The organism is Pseudomonas sp. HMSC067G02 (genome assembly GCF_001813485.1).
GTDB classification, from domain to species: Bacteria; Pseudomonadota; Gammaproteobacteria; order Pseudomonadales; family Pseudomonadaceae; genus Pseudomonas; species Pseudomonas aeruginosa.
Map to the genome: position 1 here is coordinate 67,479 of NZ_KV812610.1, position 16,558 is coordinate 84,036.

At 66.4% G+C, this 16,558-nt stretch carries 12 protein-coding genes; 7 read left to right on the forward strand and 5 right to left on the reverse strand.

Features of this window, described 5'->3' with window-relative positions; translation table 11 throughout:
* Nucleotides 1-8 precede the first annotated feature (8 nt).
* From alr to HMPREF2914_RS00780, 4 genes are all read left to right on the forward strand, one after another.
* Nucleotides 9-1,082, forward strand: coding sequence for an alanine racemase (alr, locus tag HMPREF2914_RS00765; RefSeq protein ID WP_003096515.1), 1,074 nt, complete (start codon nucleotides 9-11; stop codon nucleotides 1,080-1,082).
* A gap of 150 nt (nucleotides 1,083-1,232) precedes the next feature.
* Entirely contained in the window at nucleotides 1,233-1,781 is a 549-nt protein-coding gene (locus HMPREF2914_RS00770) for a cupin domain-containing protein (RefSeq protein WP_003096513.1), read from the forward strand.
* Between the two features lie 203 nt (nucleotides 1,782-1,984).
* Nucleotides 1,985-2,413 carry a c-type cytochrome gene (locus tag HMPREF2914_RS00775; protein ID WP_003096511.1) on the forward strand — a complete coding sequence of 143 codons (429 nt, stop codon included), beginning with the start codon at nucleotides 1,985-1,987 and terminating at the stop codon, nucleotides 2,411-2,413.
* A gap of 209 nt (nucleotides 2,414-2,622) precedes the next feature.
* Nucleotides 2,623-4,482, forward strand: coding sequence for an acetyl-CoA hydrolase/transferase C-terminal domain-containing protein (locus HMPREF2914_RS00780; protein WP_073657193.1), 1,860 nt, complete (start codon nucleotides 2,623-2,625; stop codon nucleotides 4,480-4,482).
* A 7-nt stretch (nucleotides 4,483-4,489) separates the two neighbouring features.
* Here the strand turns inward: HMPREF2914_RS00780 and HMPREF2914_RS00785 are convergent, their stop codons facing one another.
* The 3 genes from HMPREF2914_RS00785 to rep all read right to left on the reverse strand — a co-directional run bounded on the left by HMPREF2914_RS00785 (nucleotide 4,490) and on the right by rep (nucleotide 9,087).
* A complete protein-coding gene (locus HMPREF2914_RS00785) occupies nucleotides 4,490-5,062 on the reverse strand; it encodes a xanthine phosphoribosyltransferase (protein ID WP_003096508.1) in 573 nt (190 codons plus the stop codon).
* A 163-nt stretch (nucleotides 5,063-5,225) separates the two neighbouring features.
* Nucleotides 5,226-6,944, reverse strand: coding sequence for a thiamine pyrophosphate-dependent enzyme (locus tag HMPREF2914_RS00790; protein WP_003098265.1), 1,719 nt, complete (start codon nucleotides 6,942-6,944; stop codon nucleotides 5,226-5,228).
* 133 nt (nucleotides 6,945-7,077) lie between these two features.
* Complete coding sequence (gene rep, locus HMPREF2914_RS00795) at nucleotides 7,078-9,087, reverse strand: DNA helicase Rep (protein WP_003123718.1); 2,010 nt, start codon at nucleotides 9,085-9,087, stop codon at nucleotides 7,078-7,080.
* 187 nt (nucleotides 9,088-9,274) lie between these two features.
* Between rep and HMPREF2914_RS00800 the strand changes: the two genes are divergently transcribed.
* Nucleotides 9,275-10,951, forward strand: a complete 1,677-nt coding sequence (locus HMPREF2914_RS00800) for a putative bifunctional diguanylate cyclase/phosphodiesterase (protein ID WP_003121292.1) — start codon at nucleotides 9,275-9,277, stop codon at nucleotides 10,949-10,951.
* Here the strand turns inward: HMPREF2914_RS00800 and HMPREF2914_RS00805 are convergent.
* On the reverse strand, nucleotides 10,863-12,329 hold the full coding sequence (locus tag HMPREF2914_RS00805) for a NorM family multidrug efflux MATE transporter (RefSeq protein WP_023092759.1): 1,467 nt from the start codon (nucleotides 12,327-12,329) through the stop codon (nucleotides 10,863-10,865). The genes HMPREF2914_RS00800 and HMPREF2914_RS00805 overlap by 89 nt on opposite strands.
* A 148-nt stretch (nucleotides 12,330-12,477) precedes the next feature.
* On the opposite strand from HMPREF2914_RS00805, the gene HMPREF2914_RS00810 reads away from it, so the two are divergent.
* Both HMPREF2914_RS00810 and pchP read left to right on the forward strand, forming a co-directional pair.
* Nucleotides 12,478-13,395: a LysR substrate-binding domain-containing protein gene (locus tag HMPREF2914_RS00810; protein ID WP_019485943.1), complete on the forward strand. Its 918-nt coding sequence runs from the start codon at nucleotides 12,478-12,480 to the stop codon at nucleotides 13,393-13,395.
* A gap of 150 nt (nucleotides 13,396-13,545) precedes the next feature.
* Nucleotides 13,546-14,595: a phosphorylcholine phosphatase gene (pchP, locus tag HMPREF2914_RS00815; protein ID WP_003110458.1), complete on the forward strand. Its 1,050-nt coding sequence runs from the start codon at nucleotides 13,546-13,548 to the stop codon at nucleotides 14,593-14,595.
* 42 nt (nucleotides 14,596-14,637) lie between these two features.
* Here the strand turns inward: pchP and HMPREF2914_RS00820 are convergent.
* The coding region (locus HMPREF2914_RS00820; protein WP_218189138.1) for a BCCT family transporter at nucleotides 14,638-16,558 on the reverse strand (1,921 nt) is incomplete at its 5' end.

The window sequence follows — 16,558 nt, forward strand, 5'->3', positions numbered from 1 at the left end:
CCGTCGCCATGCGTCCCGCCCGTGCCCTGATCGACCTGCAAGCCCTTCGTCACAACTATCGGCTGGCCCGCGAGGCCACCGGCGCCCGTGCGCTCGCGGTGATCAAGGCGGACGCATACGGCCACGGCGCGGTGCGCTGTGCCGAAGCGCTGGCGGCCGAGGCCGATGGCTTCGCCGTGGCCTGCATCGAGGAGGGCCTGGAGCTGCGCGAGGCCGGTATCCGCCAGCCGATCCTGCTGCTGGAGGGCTTCTTCGAGGCGTCCGAGCTGGAGCTGATCGTCGCCCACGACTTCTGGTGCGTGGTGCATTGCGCCTGGCAATTGGAGGCGATCGAACGCGCCAGCCTGGCCCGCCCGCTGAACGTCTGGCTGAAGATGGATTCGGGCATGCACCGCGTCGGCTTCTTCCCCGAGGACTTCCGCGCCGCCCACGAGCGCCTGCGGGCCAGCGGCAAGGTGGCGAAGATCGTGATGATGAGTCACTTCTCCCGCGCCGACGAACTGGATTGCCCGCGCACCGAGGAACAGCTCGCCGCCTTCGCGGCCGCGAGCCAGGGCCTGGAAGGCGAGATCAGCCTGCGCAATTCGCCAGCCGTGCTCGGCTGGCCGAAGGTGCCCAGCGATTGGGTACGTCCGGGCATCCTGCTCTACGGAGCCACGCCGTTCGAGCGCGCACATCCGCTGGCCGACCGCTTGCGCCCGGTGATGACCCTGGAATCGAAGGTGATCAGCGTCCGCGACCTGCCGGCCGGCGAACCGGTCGGCTACGGCGCGCGCTACAGCACCGAGCGTAGCCAGCGCATCGGCGTGGTCGCCATGGGCTACGCCGATGGCTATCCGCGGCACGCCGCCGACGGCACCCTGGTGTTCATCGACGGCAAGCCGGGGCGCCTGGTTGGCCGGGTATCGATGGACATGCTCACCGTCGACCTTACCGACCATCCCCAGGCCGGGCTGGGCAGCCGGGTCGAACTATGGGGCCCGAACGTGCCGGTCGGCGCCCTGGCGGCGCAGTTCGGCAGCATTCCCTACCAGCTGCTGTGCAACCTGAAAAGGGTGCCGCGCGTCTATTCCGGGGCTTGAGAAAAACTTTCCGAATTCTTTGCGCAGGCATGTCGACCGATCTGTTGTAAATACTGAACAGTGTTGCCATGATACGGCCGACTTGGGGTCGCCAGCCGTGTGCGGCCTCGTTTTGCCTTGCCTGCCAGAAGAATAAGGAGGACTCCACCCTTGGACGTCGGTGCTCGTCTGCAAACCATCCGAAAGCTCAAAGGTCTTTCCCAGCGCGAACTCGCCAAACGGGCGGGTGTCACCAACAGCACTATCTCGATGATCGAGAAAAACAGCGTGAGCCCTTCCATCAGTTCGCTGAAGAAGGTGCTGGGCGGTATCCCCATGTCCCTGGTGGAGTTCTTCTCCCTGGACCTGGAGCAGGACAGCCATACCCAGGTTGTCTACAAGGCAGACGAACTGATCGACATTTCCAGCGGCGCGGTGTCCATGCGCCTGGTGGGCAAGGCGCACCCGAGCCGGGCGATCGCCTTCCTCGACGAAACCTACCCGCCGGGCTCCGACACCGGCGAGGAAATGCTCAACCACGAAGGCGAGGAGGCCGGGGTGCTGGTCGACGGGCGCCTGGAACTGACCGTTGGCAGCGAGACCTATGTGCTCGAGCGCGGCGACAGCTACTATTTCGAGAGCAACAAGCCGCACCGTTTTCGCAATCCCTACGATGTGCCGGCACGCTTGATCAGCGCCACCACGCCCGCAAATTTCTGACCTGAAGCACAAGACCCCGCCGGGCCCGAAGGGCGCCGGCCGACAAGGGGCATGCGGGGCTGCGACCTAATGCCGCAAGGCTTTGCGAGGGTGTGCAATTGTTTCTGCCGGGCTTTCTTTGCCGTTATACTTGCGCCCGCCCGCGCGGCCCGCAGTGATCGGTATCGTGCCCGGGTGTGATAAGCCACGATGAGGGTGTAAGGGTGAACCTGATTAAAAAAATGCTGGCGGCCCAAGCTGCCGTGTTGGCCCTGTGGGCTGTAAGCGCTCAGGCTACGACCACTGACGATGCGATCGCCAAGCGCCTCGAGCCGGTAGGCAAGGTCTGCGTACAAGGCAAGGAATGCGAAGGCGTCGGCGCCGTCGCGGCAGCCGCCGGTGGCGGCGGTGCGCGTTCCGGCGAAGACATCGTCGGCAAGACCTGCAACACCTGCCACGGCACCGGCCTGCTGGGCGCGCCGAAGGTTGGCGACAAGGCCGAGTGGGGCAAGCGCGCCAAGGAGCAGGGCGGCCTCGATGGCCTGCTGGCCAAGGCGATTTCCGGTATCAACGCCATGCCGCCGAAAGGCACCTGCGCCGATTGCTCGGACGACGAGCTGAAAGCCGCGATCAAGCATATGTCCGGTCTGTAACAACGCCGGGACAGTGTCGCGAAAAGCCGCCTCCTGGCGGCTTTTTCGTATCCGCGGTGCGGGTTTTTTCCGCTGGCGGATCGTCCCGCCGGCAAACAGGGTCCAAACTTCCGGCTACCCATTCGCCGGAGGGCATCGTCTTGAGCCGAACCTGTTCCATCGACGCCGCAGTCGATCACTTGCTGCAGACCATCGAGGGCCCGATCCGCATGGGCCTGCCCCTCGGGCTGGGCAAGCCCAACCGACTGGTCAATGCGTTGTACCAGCGCCTGCGGACCCTGCCGGAGCGCCAACTGACGCTGTATACCGCGCTTTCCCTGGGGCGTCCCGCCGCTGGCGGCGACCTGCAACGGCGTTTCCTCGAGCCTTTCGCCGAACGGGTCTTCGCCGACTACCCGGAGCTGGATTACCTGCACGCCCTGCGCCGCGACGAACTGCCGGCGAACATCCGCGTCGAGGAGTTCTACCTGCAGCCCGGCAGCCTGCTGGACAGCGCGCCGGCGCAGCAGCACTACATCAGTTGCAACTACAGCCACGTCGCCCGCGACATCAATGCCAAGGGCGTCAACGCGGTGGCCCAGCTGGTGGCGCGGCATCCCGAGCGGCCGGGCAAGCTGAGCCTGGCCTGCAACCCGGATATCACCCTGGACCTCCTGCCGATGCTGGAGAAGCGTCGCGCCGCTGGCGAGACCATCGTCGCCATCGGCGTGGTCCACGATGACCTGCCCTACCTGCCGGGTGACGCCGAGGTCGAGGAGTCGGTATTCGACCTGCTGATCGACGCGCCGGCGGAAAGCAGCCGGCTGTTCTCCACGCCGAACATGCCGGTCAACCTGCAGGATCACTGCATCGGTCTCCACGCCAGCGCGCTGGTGCGCGACGGCGGCACCCTGCAGATCGGCATCGGCTCGATGGGCGACGCGCTGACCGCCGCCCTGCTGCTGCGCCAGCGCGACAACGCCACCTACCGGGCGTTGATCGACGAGCTGGGGGTGCGTGCGCGCTGGGCCGAGACGGTCGAGCGCGACGGCGGCCTGGAGCCGTTCCGCCGGGGGCTCTACGGTTGCAGCGAGATGTTCGTGCCGGGTCTGCTGGCGCTGGCCGAGGCCGGCGTGCTGAGCCGCCGGGTCTACCCCGACGAAGCGCGACAGCGTGCCGCCGAGCGCGGTGAGGCGCCGGTGGAGGGCGGGGTGTGGCTGCACGGCGGCTTTTTCCTCGGTCCGTTGGCGTTCTACCGGCGCCTGCGCGAGATGTCGCTGGAAGAGCGCGCCGGGATCGGCATGACCGGCATCGGCTTCGTCAACAACCTGTACCGCCAGGAAGAGCTGAAGCGCCTGCAGCGGCGCGACGCGCGCTTCATCAACAGCGCCTTCACCGTGACCCTGCTCGGCGCCGGGGTCGCCGACCAGTTGGAGGACGGCCGGGTGCTCAGTGGCGTCGGCGGGCAGTACAACTTCGTCGCCCAGGCTCACGAGCTGGAGGGCGCACGTTCGATCCTGATGCTGCGTAGCTGGCGCGAATCCGGCGGGGAAGTCAGTTCGAACATCGTCTGGCAGTACGCCCACACCACCATTCCCCGGCACTTGCGTGACATGGTGGTGACCGAGTACGGGATCGCCGACCTGCGCGGCAAGAACGACGCGGAAGTGATCGCCGCGCTGCTGGCCATCGCCGACTCGCGCTTCCAGCAGGCGCTGGCCGAGCAGGCCCGGGCGGCCGGCAAGCTGCCGAAGGATTTCGTCCTGCCCGAACGCTATCGCAACAATACCCCGGAGCGCCTGCAGGCCTTGCACCAGGCCCACGCAGCGGCGCTGCCGGAGTTTCCCCTGGGCAGCGATTTCGACGAGGTCGAGCAGGACCTGCTGCGGGCGCTGGGTTGGCTCAAGCGCAAGCTGAAGCTGAGCGAGATCCTCGAACTGGGCAAGGCGACCCTGGACGCGCCGGAGCCAGAAGCCTACCCGGCGCATCTGCGGCGCATGGACCTGGACGATCCGCAGGGGCTTCGCGAGGAACTCTACCAGCGCTTGCTGCTGGCCGGCCTGCGGGCCAGCCAGGAAGAGCGGGGCTGAGTGGCGCTCAGTCGAGGAACTCGACCTGACCGCCGGCCAGCGATTTCACCCGGGCCAGGGACTCGACCCGGTAGCCTTCGCTTTCCAGCAGGGCGCGGCCATCCTGGAAGGATTTCTCGATGACGATGCCGAGCCCGGCGATGCTCGCGCCGGCCTGGCCGATCAGGTCGATCAGCGCCTTGGCGGCATGGCCGTTGGCGAGGAAGTCGTCGATCACCAGCACGTGGTCGTGGGCGTTCAGGTGCTTGGCCGAGATGGCGATGGTGCTCTCGGTCTGCTTGGTGAAGGAGAACACCTTGGAGATGTACAGGTTGTCCTTCAGGGTCAGCGACTGGTACTTGCGGGCGAAGATCACCGGGACGCCCAGCTCCAGGCCGGCCATGACCGCCGGGGCGATGCCGGAAGCCTCGATGGTGACGATCTTGGTGATGCCCTGGTCGCGGAAGCGCATGGCGAACGCGTGACCGACCTGCTGCATCAGCTGCGGGTCGATCTGGTGGTTGAGAAAGGCGTCGACCTTGAGTACGTGCTCGGAAAGGACGATGCCTTCCGAGCGGATTTTGTCTTTGAGAATGTCCACGGGTGGCTTCCTGCGAAGCGGCTGTCGCTGATGAAGCGCGGCATTGTACCGCCAGCCGGCGCCGCGCGCGACGTTCTCTCGGACGAGCGAACATGATCGAGCGGTCAGGAATCCGCGCCTGCCCGGCGCGGCCCCGTGGCAGGCGGGCCGCGCCGCTGCCGGCTCATTTCAGCAGGTTGTTCACCAGTAGCGTCTCGACGTCCTTGAAGCGCCCGCTGAGCACGGCCTTGGCGGCGTAGAGCGCGGTGTCGGCGACCTGGCCGAACTCGATCTTCGGCGGCATCACCAGCTCCGCAGGGTTGGTATGCACGTCCAGCAGCGCCGGACCGGGCTGGGCGAGGAACTCCTGCACCGCCGCCTCGAGCTCCTCGGAGCGCGTCACCTTGCGTCCGTGGAAGCCGATCACTTCGGCGAGACGGGCGAAGTCCGGGTTGAGCAGGTCGGTGTAGTTGTCCAGCAGGCCCTCGACCTTCTGTTCCAGCTCGACGAAGTTCAGCGAGGCATTGTTCAGCACCACTACCTTGATCGGTAGTTTTTCCTGGATGGCCGTCAGCAGGTCGCCGAGCAGCATGGCCAGGCCGCCGTCGCCGGAGATCGAGATCACCTGGCGCTCGGGGTAGGCCTTCTTCAGCCCCAGCGCCTGGGGCATGGCGTTGGCCATGGTGCCGTGGACCAGGCTGGTGAGGGTGCGGCGCTTGCCGTTGCTGTGGATGTGACGCAACAGCCAGACCATCGCCGAGCCGCCGTCGGCGGTGAACAGGGCGTCCTCGCTGGCGTGCTGGTCGAGCAGGCTGACCAGGTGCTGCGGATGGATCAGCTCGCCCTTGCCGGCTTGCTCCTCTTTTTCCAGCGTCCGCAGCGAGCGCTCGCGGTGCTCCAGGCATTCGTCGAGGAAGCTGCGCTCCTCGCGGGCTTCGAGCAACGGCAAGAGCGCCTCGAGGGTGGGGATCACGTCGCCGACCACGCCGAGATCGATGGGGTGGCGTCGGCCCAGGTGGCTGCCATCGCGGTCGACCTGGATCAGGGTGGCCTTCTGCGGATAGAACTGCGCCCAGGCGAAGTCGGCGCCGAGCAGCAGGAGGGTGTCGCACTCGGTCATCATGTGGAAGCCGGACTCGATCCCGAGCATACCGGTCATGCCCATGTTGAAGGGGTTGTCGTACTCGACGAAGTCCTTGGCCCGCGACGTGTGCGCGATGGGCGCCTTGAGGCGGTCGGCGAGGGCCACCAGCAGGTCGTGGGCGCCCTGGCAGCCGGAGCCGGCGTAGATGCCGATCTTCTTGCCGTGGGCCAGCAGGCGGGCGACGTCCTGCAGTTCGGCGTCGCTGGGGCGCAGCACCGGTTGCGGGAAATGCACCGAGAACGGCAGGTCGTCCTTCACCGTGGCCTGGCTGATGTCGGCCGGCAGGATCACCACCGCTACGCCGCGCCGGTTGAGCGCCGCCTGGCAGGCCAGGGCCACCACCCGGCGCGCCTGTTCCGGGCTGTGCACCTGCTCGCAGAACACCGAGCAGCTGGCGTAGACCGCCTTGAAGTCGACCTCCTGGGGAAACTCCATGCCCAGTTGCGGGGTAACGATCTGGCTGGCGATCAGGACCATCGGCGCGCGGTTGCGCTGGGCCTCGTAGACGCCGTTGATGAAGTGCAGGCTGCCCGGTCCGCAGGAGCCGGCGCAGGCGGTCAGGCGTCCGCTGATGTAGGACTCGGCGCCCGCGGCGAAGGCCGCCGCTTCTTCGTGGCGCACGTGGACCCACTGGATCTGGCTGCGATGGATGGCGTCGGTGACATGGTTGAGGGTGTCGCCGACGATGCCATAGCAATGGCGGACGCCGGCGGCTTCCAGGGTTTCCACGACGATCTCGGCGACTTTCTTGCTCGACATGAAGCTGTCCTCGAATGGAATTCGTTAGCTAGCTAATTTTGGTCGCGCGTGGAGCGGCAAAAGTTCCTCGCCCGAGGCTAGGCATCGGGCAAGACACTTTTGTGAAAATCGAGACAGTCGAGGCGCGGCGGGCTCAGCGCTTGAGCATGGCGCGGATGTCGGCGAGGGCGGCGTTGCCCTTGGCCGCCTTGACCTCTTGCGGGGCGTCTTCCATGCCTTCCCATTCGAGGTCTTCGGGGGGCAGTTCGTCGAGGAAGCGGCTCGGCGAGCAGTCGATGATCTCGCCGTATTGCTTGCGCTTGGCGGCGAAGGTCATCGCCAGGTTCTGCCGCGCGCGGGTGATGCCGACGTAGGCCAGGCGGCGCTCCTCTTCCACCGTGTCGGCCTCGATGCTGGAACGGTGGGGCAGGATCTCTTCCTCCATGCCCATGATGAACACGTAGGGGAACTCCAGCCCCTTCGACGCGTGCAGAGTCATCATCTGCACGCCTTCGGCGCCTTCCTCTTCTTCCTGCTGGCGCTCCAGCATGTCGCGCAGGACCAGCTTGGCGATGGCCTGCTCGATGGTCATGTCGCCTTCCTCGTCGCGCTCGAGGGTGTTCTTCAGTGCCTCGATGAGGAACCAGACGTTGCTCATGCGGAATTCGGCGACCTTGTCGCTGGAGGCGTTCTGCCGCAGCCAGTTCTCGTAGTCGATGTCCATCACCATGCTGCGCAGCACGGCGATCGGCTCGTTCTCCGCGCACTGTCGGCGGATACCGTCCATCCAGCGCTTGAAGCGTTGCAGGCGTTCGTGGAAACGGCTGTCGAGGTGCTCGGCCAGGCCCATCTCTTCGCAGGCGGCGTACATCGAGATCTTGCGCTGGGTGGCGTAGTTGCCGAGTTTCTCCAGGGTCGCCGAACCGATTTCCCGGCGCGGCACGTTGATCACCCTGAGGAAGGCGTTGTCGTCGTCGGGGTTCACCAGCAGGCGGAAGTAGGACATCAGGTCCTTCACTTCCTGGCGCCCGAAGAAGCTGGTGCCGCCAGAGAGCCGATAGGGAATCTGGTGGTGCTGGAGCTTCAGCTCCATCAGCTTGGCCTGGTGGTTGCCACGGTAGAGGATGGCGAACTCGCTGTACGGCCGCTCGGTGCGCAGGTGCAGGGTGAGGATCTCCATGGCGATGCGCTCGGCCTCGGCGTCCTCGTTGCGGCAGCGGATCACCCGGATCGGATCGCCGTGGCCCATCTCGCTCCACAACTGCTTCTCGAATACGTGCGGGTTGTTGGCGATGAGGACGTTCGCGCACTTGAGGATGCGGCTGGTGGAGCGGTAGTTCTGCTCCAGCATCACCACCTTCAGCGAAGGGAAGTCTTCCTTCAGCTGCATCAGGTTTTCCGGACGCGCGCCGCGCCAGGCGTAGATCGACTGATCGTCGTCGCCGACCACGGTGAACTGGGCGCGGTCCTTCACCAGCAGCTTGACCAGCAGGTACTGGCTGGCGTTGGTGTCCTGGTACTCGTCCACCAGCATGTAGCGCACCTTGTTCTGCCACTTCTGGAGGACGTCCGGATGTTCCTGGAACAGCTTCACCGGTTGCAGGATCAGGTCGTCGAAGTCCACCGCGTTGTAGGCGCGCAGGGTGCGCTGGTAATGCAGGTAGACGATCGCGGCGGTCTGCTCCTTGGGGTTGCGGGCCTTTTCCAGCGCCTCCTCCGGAAGGATCAGGTCGTTCTTCCAGGCGCCGATGTAGTTCTTGATCTCGTCGACGCCGTCGTCCCCGGAATACTCCTTCTGCATGATGTCGGTCAGCAGCGCCTTGATGTCCGACTCGTCGAAGATCGAGAAACCGGGCTTGTAGCCGAGCCGTTCGTGTTCCTTGCGGATGATGTTCAGGCCGAGGTTGTGGAAGGTCGAGACGGTCAGGCCCTTGCCCTCGCCGCCGCGCAGCAGGGTGCCGACGCGCTCCTTCATCTCCCGCGCGGCCTTGTTGGTGAAGGTCACGGCGACGATGTACTGGGCGCGGATACCGCACTGCTGGACGAGATAGGCGATCTTGCGGGTGATCACGCTGGTCTTGCCGGAGCCGGCGCCAGCCAGGACCAGCAGGGGACCGCCGACGTAGTTCACGGCTTCTTGCTGCCGGGGATTGAGTCGGGACATAGGAACAGGCCGGAAGAGAGGGTTGAAGCGGGGGCGTATTCTAACAGGCTGGCTGGCATCCGCGAGAATTAGCGTGCAAGCTGTGACCGATCCCGAGATCGTTCACGCCATTTTGCTGTAGATTCCCTACCGCATTAGGATGATGCCGTTCGTTCTTTACGAAGATTCTTAAAACTTTGGAGGTTGCTTGTCAGCGCCCGCAGAACCCTTGCGCCTGCTCCTTCTGGCGGATACGCCGGACTGGGCGCCACTGCTAGGTGAACGCCTGAGAGCGTTGGGGCCTGCCTTTTCGCTGAGCATCGTCACCACCTGGGAGGGCGCGGCCACCCTGTTCGCCGCCGAGCCCCGCGGGCTGCTCCTGGCCACGCCGGCCTGCCTGCCGCTGGGGACTCCCTGCCCCTGGCCGGTGATCCTGCTGTTGCAGCAGGAGCCGGCGCAGGCGCCGGTCGGGGTGGTCGACTGGCTGGCCGCCGAACAGCTTTCCGAGGACAGCCTGCGCCGCTGCCTGCGCTACGCGCGCGAGCGCCTGGGCTTGCAGGCGACCCTGCAACTGCTCGCCGAGCAGGATCCGCTGACCGGCATCGCCAACCGCCAGGGCTTCCAGACCCTGCTCGCGGCGCGCCTCAGCGAATTCGACGGGCGTGGCCTGGTGCTCGGCCACCTCGACCTGGACAACTTCCGTCACGTCAACGATTCCCTCGGCCACCAGGGCGGCGACCGCCTGATCCTGCAGGTGGTCAACCGCCTGCGCGGCTTCATGGAGAACGGTGACAGCCTGGCGCGCCTGGGCAGCGACGAGTTCGCCCTGCTGCTGGACACCCGTCGCGATCCGCAACGCGCCGAGCGGGTCGCCGAACGCATCGTCGAATGCCTCGGCGAGCCCTACTGGATCGATGGCGAGAGCCTGTTGCTGGGTTGCAGCCTGGGCCTCGCCCACGCCCGTGCCGACGAAGGCGCCGACCCGCTGATGTGGCATGCGCACATCGCCATGCAGCAGGCCAAGAGCCGCCAGGGTTGCACCTTCCATGTCTTCGACGAACGCATCAACCGTGGCGTGCGCAGCCTCGCCGACCTCGAAGCCGAACTGCGCCGGGCGCTGCGTCGCGACGAGCTGGAGCTGCACTACCAGCCGCGACTGTGCCTGGACAGCGGGCGCATCGTCGGCCTGGAGGCGCTGGTGCGCTGGCGCCACGGCGAGCGGGGCCTGCTCACGCCCAGCGAGTTCGTCCCGCTGGCCGAGGAAAGTGGGCTGATCGTGCCGCTCGGCTACTGGGTCATCGCCCGCGCCCTGCGCGACATGCAGTGGCTCAACGGGCGCGGCCTGGAGCCGTTGCACATGGCGGTGAACCTGTCGTTCCGCCAGTTCCAGGACAGCCAGTTGCTGCCGACCCTGCAACGGTTGATCGAAGAGCACGGCGTCGACGCGCGCTGGCTCGAGTTCGAACTGACCGAGACCGCCGTGATGCGGCGTAGCGACCAGGTGCTGCAGACCATGCAGGCGCTCGGCCAACTGGGCGTGCGCTTTTCGCTGGACGACTTCGGCACCGGTTTCTCGTCCTTCGTCCACCTCAATAGCCTGCCGATCACCTTGTTGAAGATCGACCGCAGCTTCGTCGGCGGCATGGACCAACGGGCGGAAAACTTCCAACTGGTGCGGGCGATGATCAACCTGGCGCACAACCTCAACCTGGAAGTGGTTGCCGAAGGCGTAGAGACCCTGCGCCAGCAGGAGCAGTTGCGCGATTTCGGTTGCGACCAGGTGCAGGGCTACTGGATCAGTCCGCCGCTGCCGCTGGCGGAACTGGCGCGTTTCCTGGGCATCGGCGAACGCTCGGCGCACCGCGGCCAGCCGCTCGGCAATTGAGCGCCGACGTCTCGCTGGCCGTGGCTTTCGGCAGCAACCGCGCGGTCTTCCACTCGAAGGCCAGGGTCAGGCCGATGGCCGCGCAGGCCAGGCCGCCGGCCAGCCCCCACCAGACGCCCGCGGCGCCCCAGCCGGCCGCGAACGCCAGCAGGCAGGCCAGCGGCACGCCGACCAGCCAGTAGCAGGCCAGGCCGACCAGGAAGGTGGTGCGGGCGTCCTTGAGACCGCGGATCGCGCCCATGGCGACGTTCTGGGTGCCGTCGAACAGCTCGAACCAGGCGGCGATCGCCAGCAGCGAGACGGCCATCGCGGCCACCTCCCGGTTGGCCGGGGCGTCGCGGTCGAGGAACAGGCCGATGATGGCCTCCGGCATCCACCAGAAGAGCCCGGCGAAGAGCAGCATGCACAGCGCGCCGAAGCCGATGCCGACGCGCCCGGCGCGGCGTGCTTCGAGCAGGCGGCCGGCACCGAAATGCTGGCCGATGCGGTAGGTGGTGGCGTACGACAACCCCACCGGCACCATGAACGCCACGTATACCGCCTGGATGGCGATCTGGTGCGCGGCCAGGGCGTGATCGCCGATGATGCCCATGCACAGGGTGGCGACCGTGAACATCCCCGACTCCACCGCGTAGGTGCCGCCGATGGGCAGCCCCAGTCGCAGGATCTCCTCGACCATCGCCCGCTGCGGCCGTCCCAGTCCGCGCAGCAGCGAGTACGCGGCATAGGCCGGCTGCCGGCGGATATACAGGGCCAGCAGCAGCGGCATGCAGTTCATGACGAGGGCGGTGACCAGGCCGATACCGGCCAGGCCCAGGCGCGGCAGGCCGAACAGGCCTTCTATGAAGGAATAGTTGAGAGCCAGGTTGGCCAGCGCGCCGAGCACGCTGATCGCCATCACCGGGCCGGCGCGGTCGATGGCGCTGGTGAAGCCGCGCAGGACCATGAAGGCCATGTAGCCGGGCAGGGCGAATGTCAGGCTGTGGAGGAACTGCATGGCGCCGTCCACCGTCTGCGGCGCCTGGCCGAAGAGCAGCAGCAGCGGCCGCAGGTTCCATAGCAGCAGGCCGGCGGCCAGGGCCAGCGCGGCGCCGACCCAGAGTCCGGAGCGAGTGGCCGCGGCGGCGCCAGCGGCGTCGTCGCAGCCGTGACGGATCGCCACCAGGTTGCCGACCGCTGCCACCACGCCGACACAGAACGTCGAGACGAAGGCGTAGCTGACCGCGCCCAGGCCGCCGGCGGCCAGCGCGTCGGGACCGAGCTTGCCCATCATCACGGTGTCGGTGAAGACCATGGCGACATAGGCCAGCTGGGCGGCGATCAACGGGCCCGCCAGGCGCAGGATGGCTTTGAGTTCGACGAGGGATGGCGAGGACATGGATGAGTAAGGCTCAGGAGGAGATGGTTGCCGCGATGGCCTGTCGGCGTTGAGAATGCGGCTATTCTCGGTGCGGCTGGCATGGCTCCACAAAAGGAAAAACAAGATGCCAGGCATGAGTAAAAGTCATGAAAGAGGTAATTCCCCAATGACCCGTCGCCTGCCCCCGCTGTATGCCCTGCGCGCCTTCGAGGCTGCCGCCCGGCACGCCTCTTTCACCCGCGCCGGCGAGGAACTGGCGATAACCCAGAGCGCGGTGAGCCGGCACATCCGTACCCTGGAAGAGCTCTTCGGTTGTCGTCTGTTCGAGCGCCATGGCCGCCAGTTGCAGCTGACCGAGCCGGCACGCCTGCTGCTGCCCGGGCTGCGCGACGGCTTCGATGCGCTGGAACGGGCCTGCACCGCCCTGCGCGTGGACGACGCCACCCTGCGCCTGAAGGCGCCTTCCACCCTTACCCTGCGCTGGCTGCTACCGCGCCTGAGCCGCTTCCGCCACCTGAACCCGGATATCGAGGTGCAGCTCACCAGTGCCTGGATGGATGTGGACTCGGTGGATTTCCAGCGCGAGCCTTTCGACTGCGCGGTGTTGCTGGGCAGCGGCCAGTTCAGCCCGGAATGGGAAACGGCAGCGCTGTTCGCCGAATGGCTGGTGCCGGTCTGCGAACCCGACGAGGCCGTGGAGCCCTGGACCCTCCAACGCCTGCGTGACAGCGAGCTGCTGCACCCCACGCCGGATCGTCGCGACTGGCGACGCTGGCTGCAGCGGACTGGGCTGGGGGACGAGGTGTCGCTCAAGGGCGGCCAGGTGTTCGACACGCTGGAGCTGGGCATCGTCGCCGCCGCGCGAGGCTATGGCGTGTCCATCGGCGACCTGGTGATGGTCGCCGAGGATGTTGCCCAGGGCCGCATCGGCCTGCCCTGGCCGGTGGCGGTGGCCAGCGGCGAAAGCTATCACCTGGTCTGGCCTCGCGCCCGCAGGGGACAGGAACGCTTCCAGCGATTGCGCGACTTCCTCCTCGCGGAGGTGGCGGCGATGCGTCTGCCCGTCGTCGAGCGGCTGGCGTGACGCCGCCGGACAACTCCTGGCGCTGACGCGACGTTACAGGTCGCTGCCGTCGCTGGGCCGGGCGCAGGGTTTGCGCTAGGGTCGTTGGTCGTTGCCTGTCGGGAGCGGCAGGGGACGGAGCTTCCTTCCAACCGCCCAAAGGAACCCGCCATGACCTTCGCCAAAGGAATACTCGCCGCGCTGGCGCTCGCCGCCGCAGTCGGCCAGGCCAGCGCCACCGAACTCGAGCACTGGCCGGCCCCCGCCGCCAGGCAACTGAATGCACTGATCGAGGCCAACGCGAACAAGGGCGCCTACGCCGTGTTCGACATGGACAACACCAGCTATCGCTACGACCTGGAAGAATCGCTGCTGCCCTATCTGGAAATGAAGGGCGTGCTGACCCGCGACAGGCTCGACCCTTCGCTGAAACTGATCCCGTTCAAGGACCAGGCCGGGCACAAGGAGAGCCTGTTCAGCTACTACTACCGGCTTTGCGAGATCGACGACATGGTCTGCTATCCCTGGGTCGCCCAGGTGTTCTCAGGCTTCACCCTCAGGGAACTGAAGGGCTATGTCGACGAACTGATGGCCTACGGCAAGCCGATCCCCGCCACCTATTACGACGGCGACAAGCTCGCCACGCTCGACGTCGAGCCGCCGCGCGTGTTCAGCGGCCAGCGCGAGCTGTACAACAAGCTGATGGAAAACGGCATCGAGGTCTACGTGATCAGCGCGGCCCACGAGGAACTGGTGCGGATGGTCGCGGCGGACCCCAGGTATGGCTACAACGCCAAGCCGGAGAACGTCATCGGCGTCACCACCCTGCTGAAGAACCGCAAGACCGGCGAGCTGACCACCGCGCGCAAGCAGATCGCCGAGGGCAAGTACGATCCCAAGGCCAACCTCGACCTGGAGGTGACCCCCTACCTGTGGACCCCGGCGACCTGGATGGCCGGCAAGCAGGCTGCGATCCTCACCTACATCGACCGTTGGAAGCGGCCGATCCTGGTCGCCGGCGATACCCCGGACAGCGACGGTTACATGCTGTTCAACGGCACCGCGGAAAACGGCGTGCACCTGTGGGTCAACCGCAAGGCCAAGTACATGGAGCAGATCAACGGCATGATCAAGCAGCATTCCGCCGCCCAGGCCAAGGCCGGCCTGCCGGTGACGGCGGACAGGAACTGGGTGATCGTCACCCCGGAGCAGATCCAGTAGGCGAAACGGCGAGGGGCCGGCATTGGCCGGCCCCCGCATCCCTCAGCGCACCACGTGCAGGAAGTGCATGTGCCGCTCGTACTGATCGAGGATGTCGCCGATCACGCCGTCGCGGCTCCAGCCCATGATGTCGTAGTCCTGGCCGCCTTCCTGGAGATGGACCTCGGCGCGGAAATACTTGCGCGACTCGCTGCTGTCCTCGGTGTCGCGCATCACGAAGCTCGGCGTGGTGAAGGCGCGCGGACGCACCTCGTAGATGAAATCGACCTCGCCGCCGTGGCTGACTTCCAGCCGAACCCGGCCGTCCTCGCCGTCCTGCACCTGGACTTCGTAGCCCTGCTTGCGCAGTTCGGCGGCGACGTCCTCGCAGGCCGGTCGCGCCACATCGGTGATGAAGCGGTTGACGTGGCTGCGCCTCGGGAACATGGCGATGTTGCGCAGGCGGCGCTGCCAACCGTCGCCCTCGCTTGCGCCGCTGCGCGTGGTGGGGCGGGAGAAGGTCAGCGCCTGGTAGCGGATGCCGCGCTTGGTGGCATCCAGGTGCAGCGCCTTGAACAGGCCCCAGATCGACGCCAGGAGCACGATGGAGAATGGCAGCGCGCTGGCGATGGTCGCGGTTTGCAGCGCCTTGAGGCCATCGGCGAGGAGCAGGGCGATGGCCACCACGCCCATCAGCACCGACCAGAATATCCGCTGCCAGAGCGGCGAGTGGTCCTTGCCGCTGGAGGCCAGCATGTCCACCACCAGCGCGCCGGAGTCGGCCGAGGTGACGAAGAACACCACCACCATCAGCACCGCCACCAGCGAGATCACGCTGCCCAGCGGGAAGTGCTCGAGGAAGGCGAACAGCGCCACCGAACTGTCCTGGTTGACCACTTCGGCCAACTGGGTGAAGCCCTCCTGCAGGACCATGTGGATGGCGGTATCGCCGAACACCGTCATCCACAGCAGGGTGAAGCCGGCCGGGACGAACAGCACGCCGCAGACGAACTCGCGGATCGTGCGGCCGCGCGAGATACGGGCGATGAACAGGCCGACGAAGGGCGACCAGGACAGCCACCAGCCCCAGTACAGCAGGGTCCAGCCGCCGATCCAGTCGGTGGGCTCGTAGGCGTACAGGTTGAAGGTCTTGTTGACGATGTCGGACAGGTAGGCCCCGGTGTTCTGCACGTAGGTTTGCAGGAGGAACACGGTCGGCCCGAGGACCAGCACGAAGAGCAGCAGGATCACCGCCAGGCTCAGGTTCAGCTCGGACAGGATGCGGATGCCGCGGTCCAGTCCGCTGGCCACCGAGAGCGTGGCGAGGCCGCAGGTGGCGGCGATCAGGGCGATCTGCACGGTCTGGTTCACCGGCCAGCCGAACAGGTGGTGCAGGCCGCTGTTGATCTGCAGCACGCCGTAGCCGAGCGAAGTCGCCACGCCGAACACGGTGCCGATGATCGCGAAGATATCCACCGCGTGGCCGATGGGGCCGTAGATACGTTCGCCGATCAGCGGATACAGCGCCGAGCGCAGGGTCAGCGGCAGGCCGTGGCGATAGCTGAAGAAGGCCAGGATCAGCGCGACGATGGCGTAGATCGCCCAGGCATGCAGGCCCCAGTGGAAGAAGGTCAGCTTCATCGCTTCCTTCGCCGCCTGCACGGTGTTCGGCTCGCCTACCGGTGGGGTGGTGAAGTGCATCACCGGTTCGGCAACGCCGAAGAACATCAGACCGATGCCCATGCCGGCGGAGAACAGCATGGCGAACCAGGTGGTGTTGCGGTAGTCGGGACGACTGTGGTCGGGGCCGAGCTTGATGTCGCCGTAGCGGCTGACGGCGAGGAACACCACGCTGATCAGGATCAGCGCCACGGCCAGTACGTAGAACCAGCTGGCGTTGGTGATGATCCATTGCTGGACGTGGTTGAACAGCGATTGCGCTTCTTCCTGGAGGGTATCCGGAATTTCTGGTTGATAAAATGCC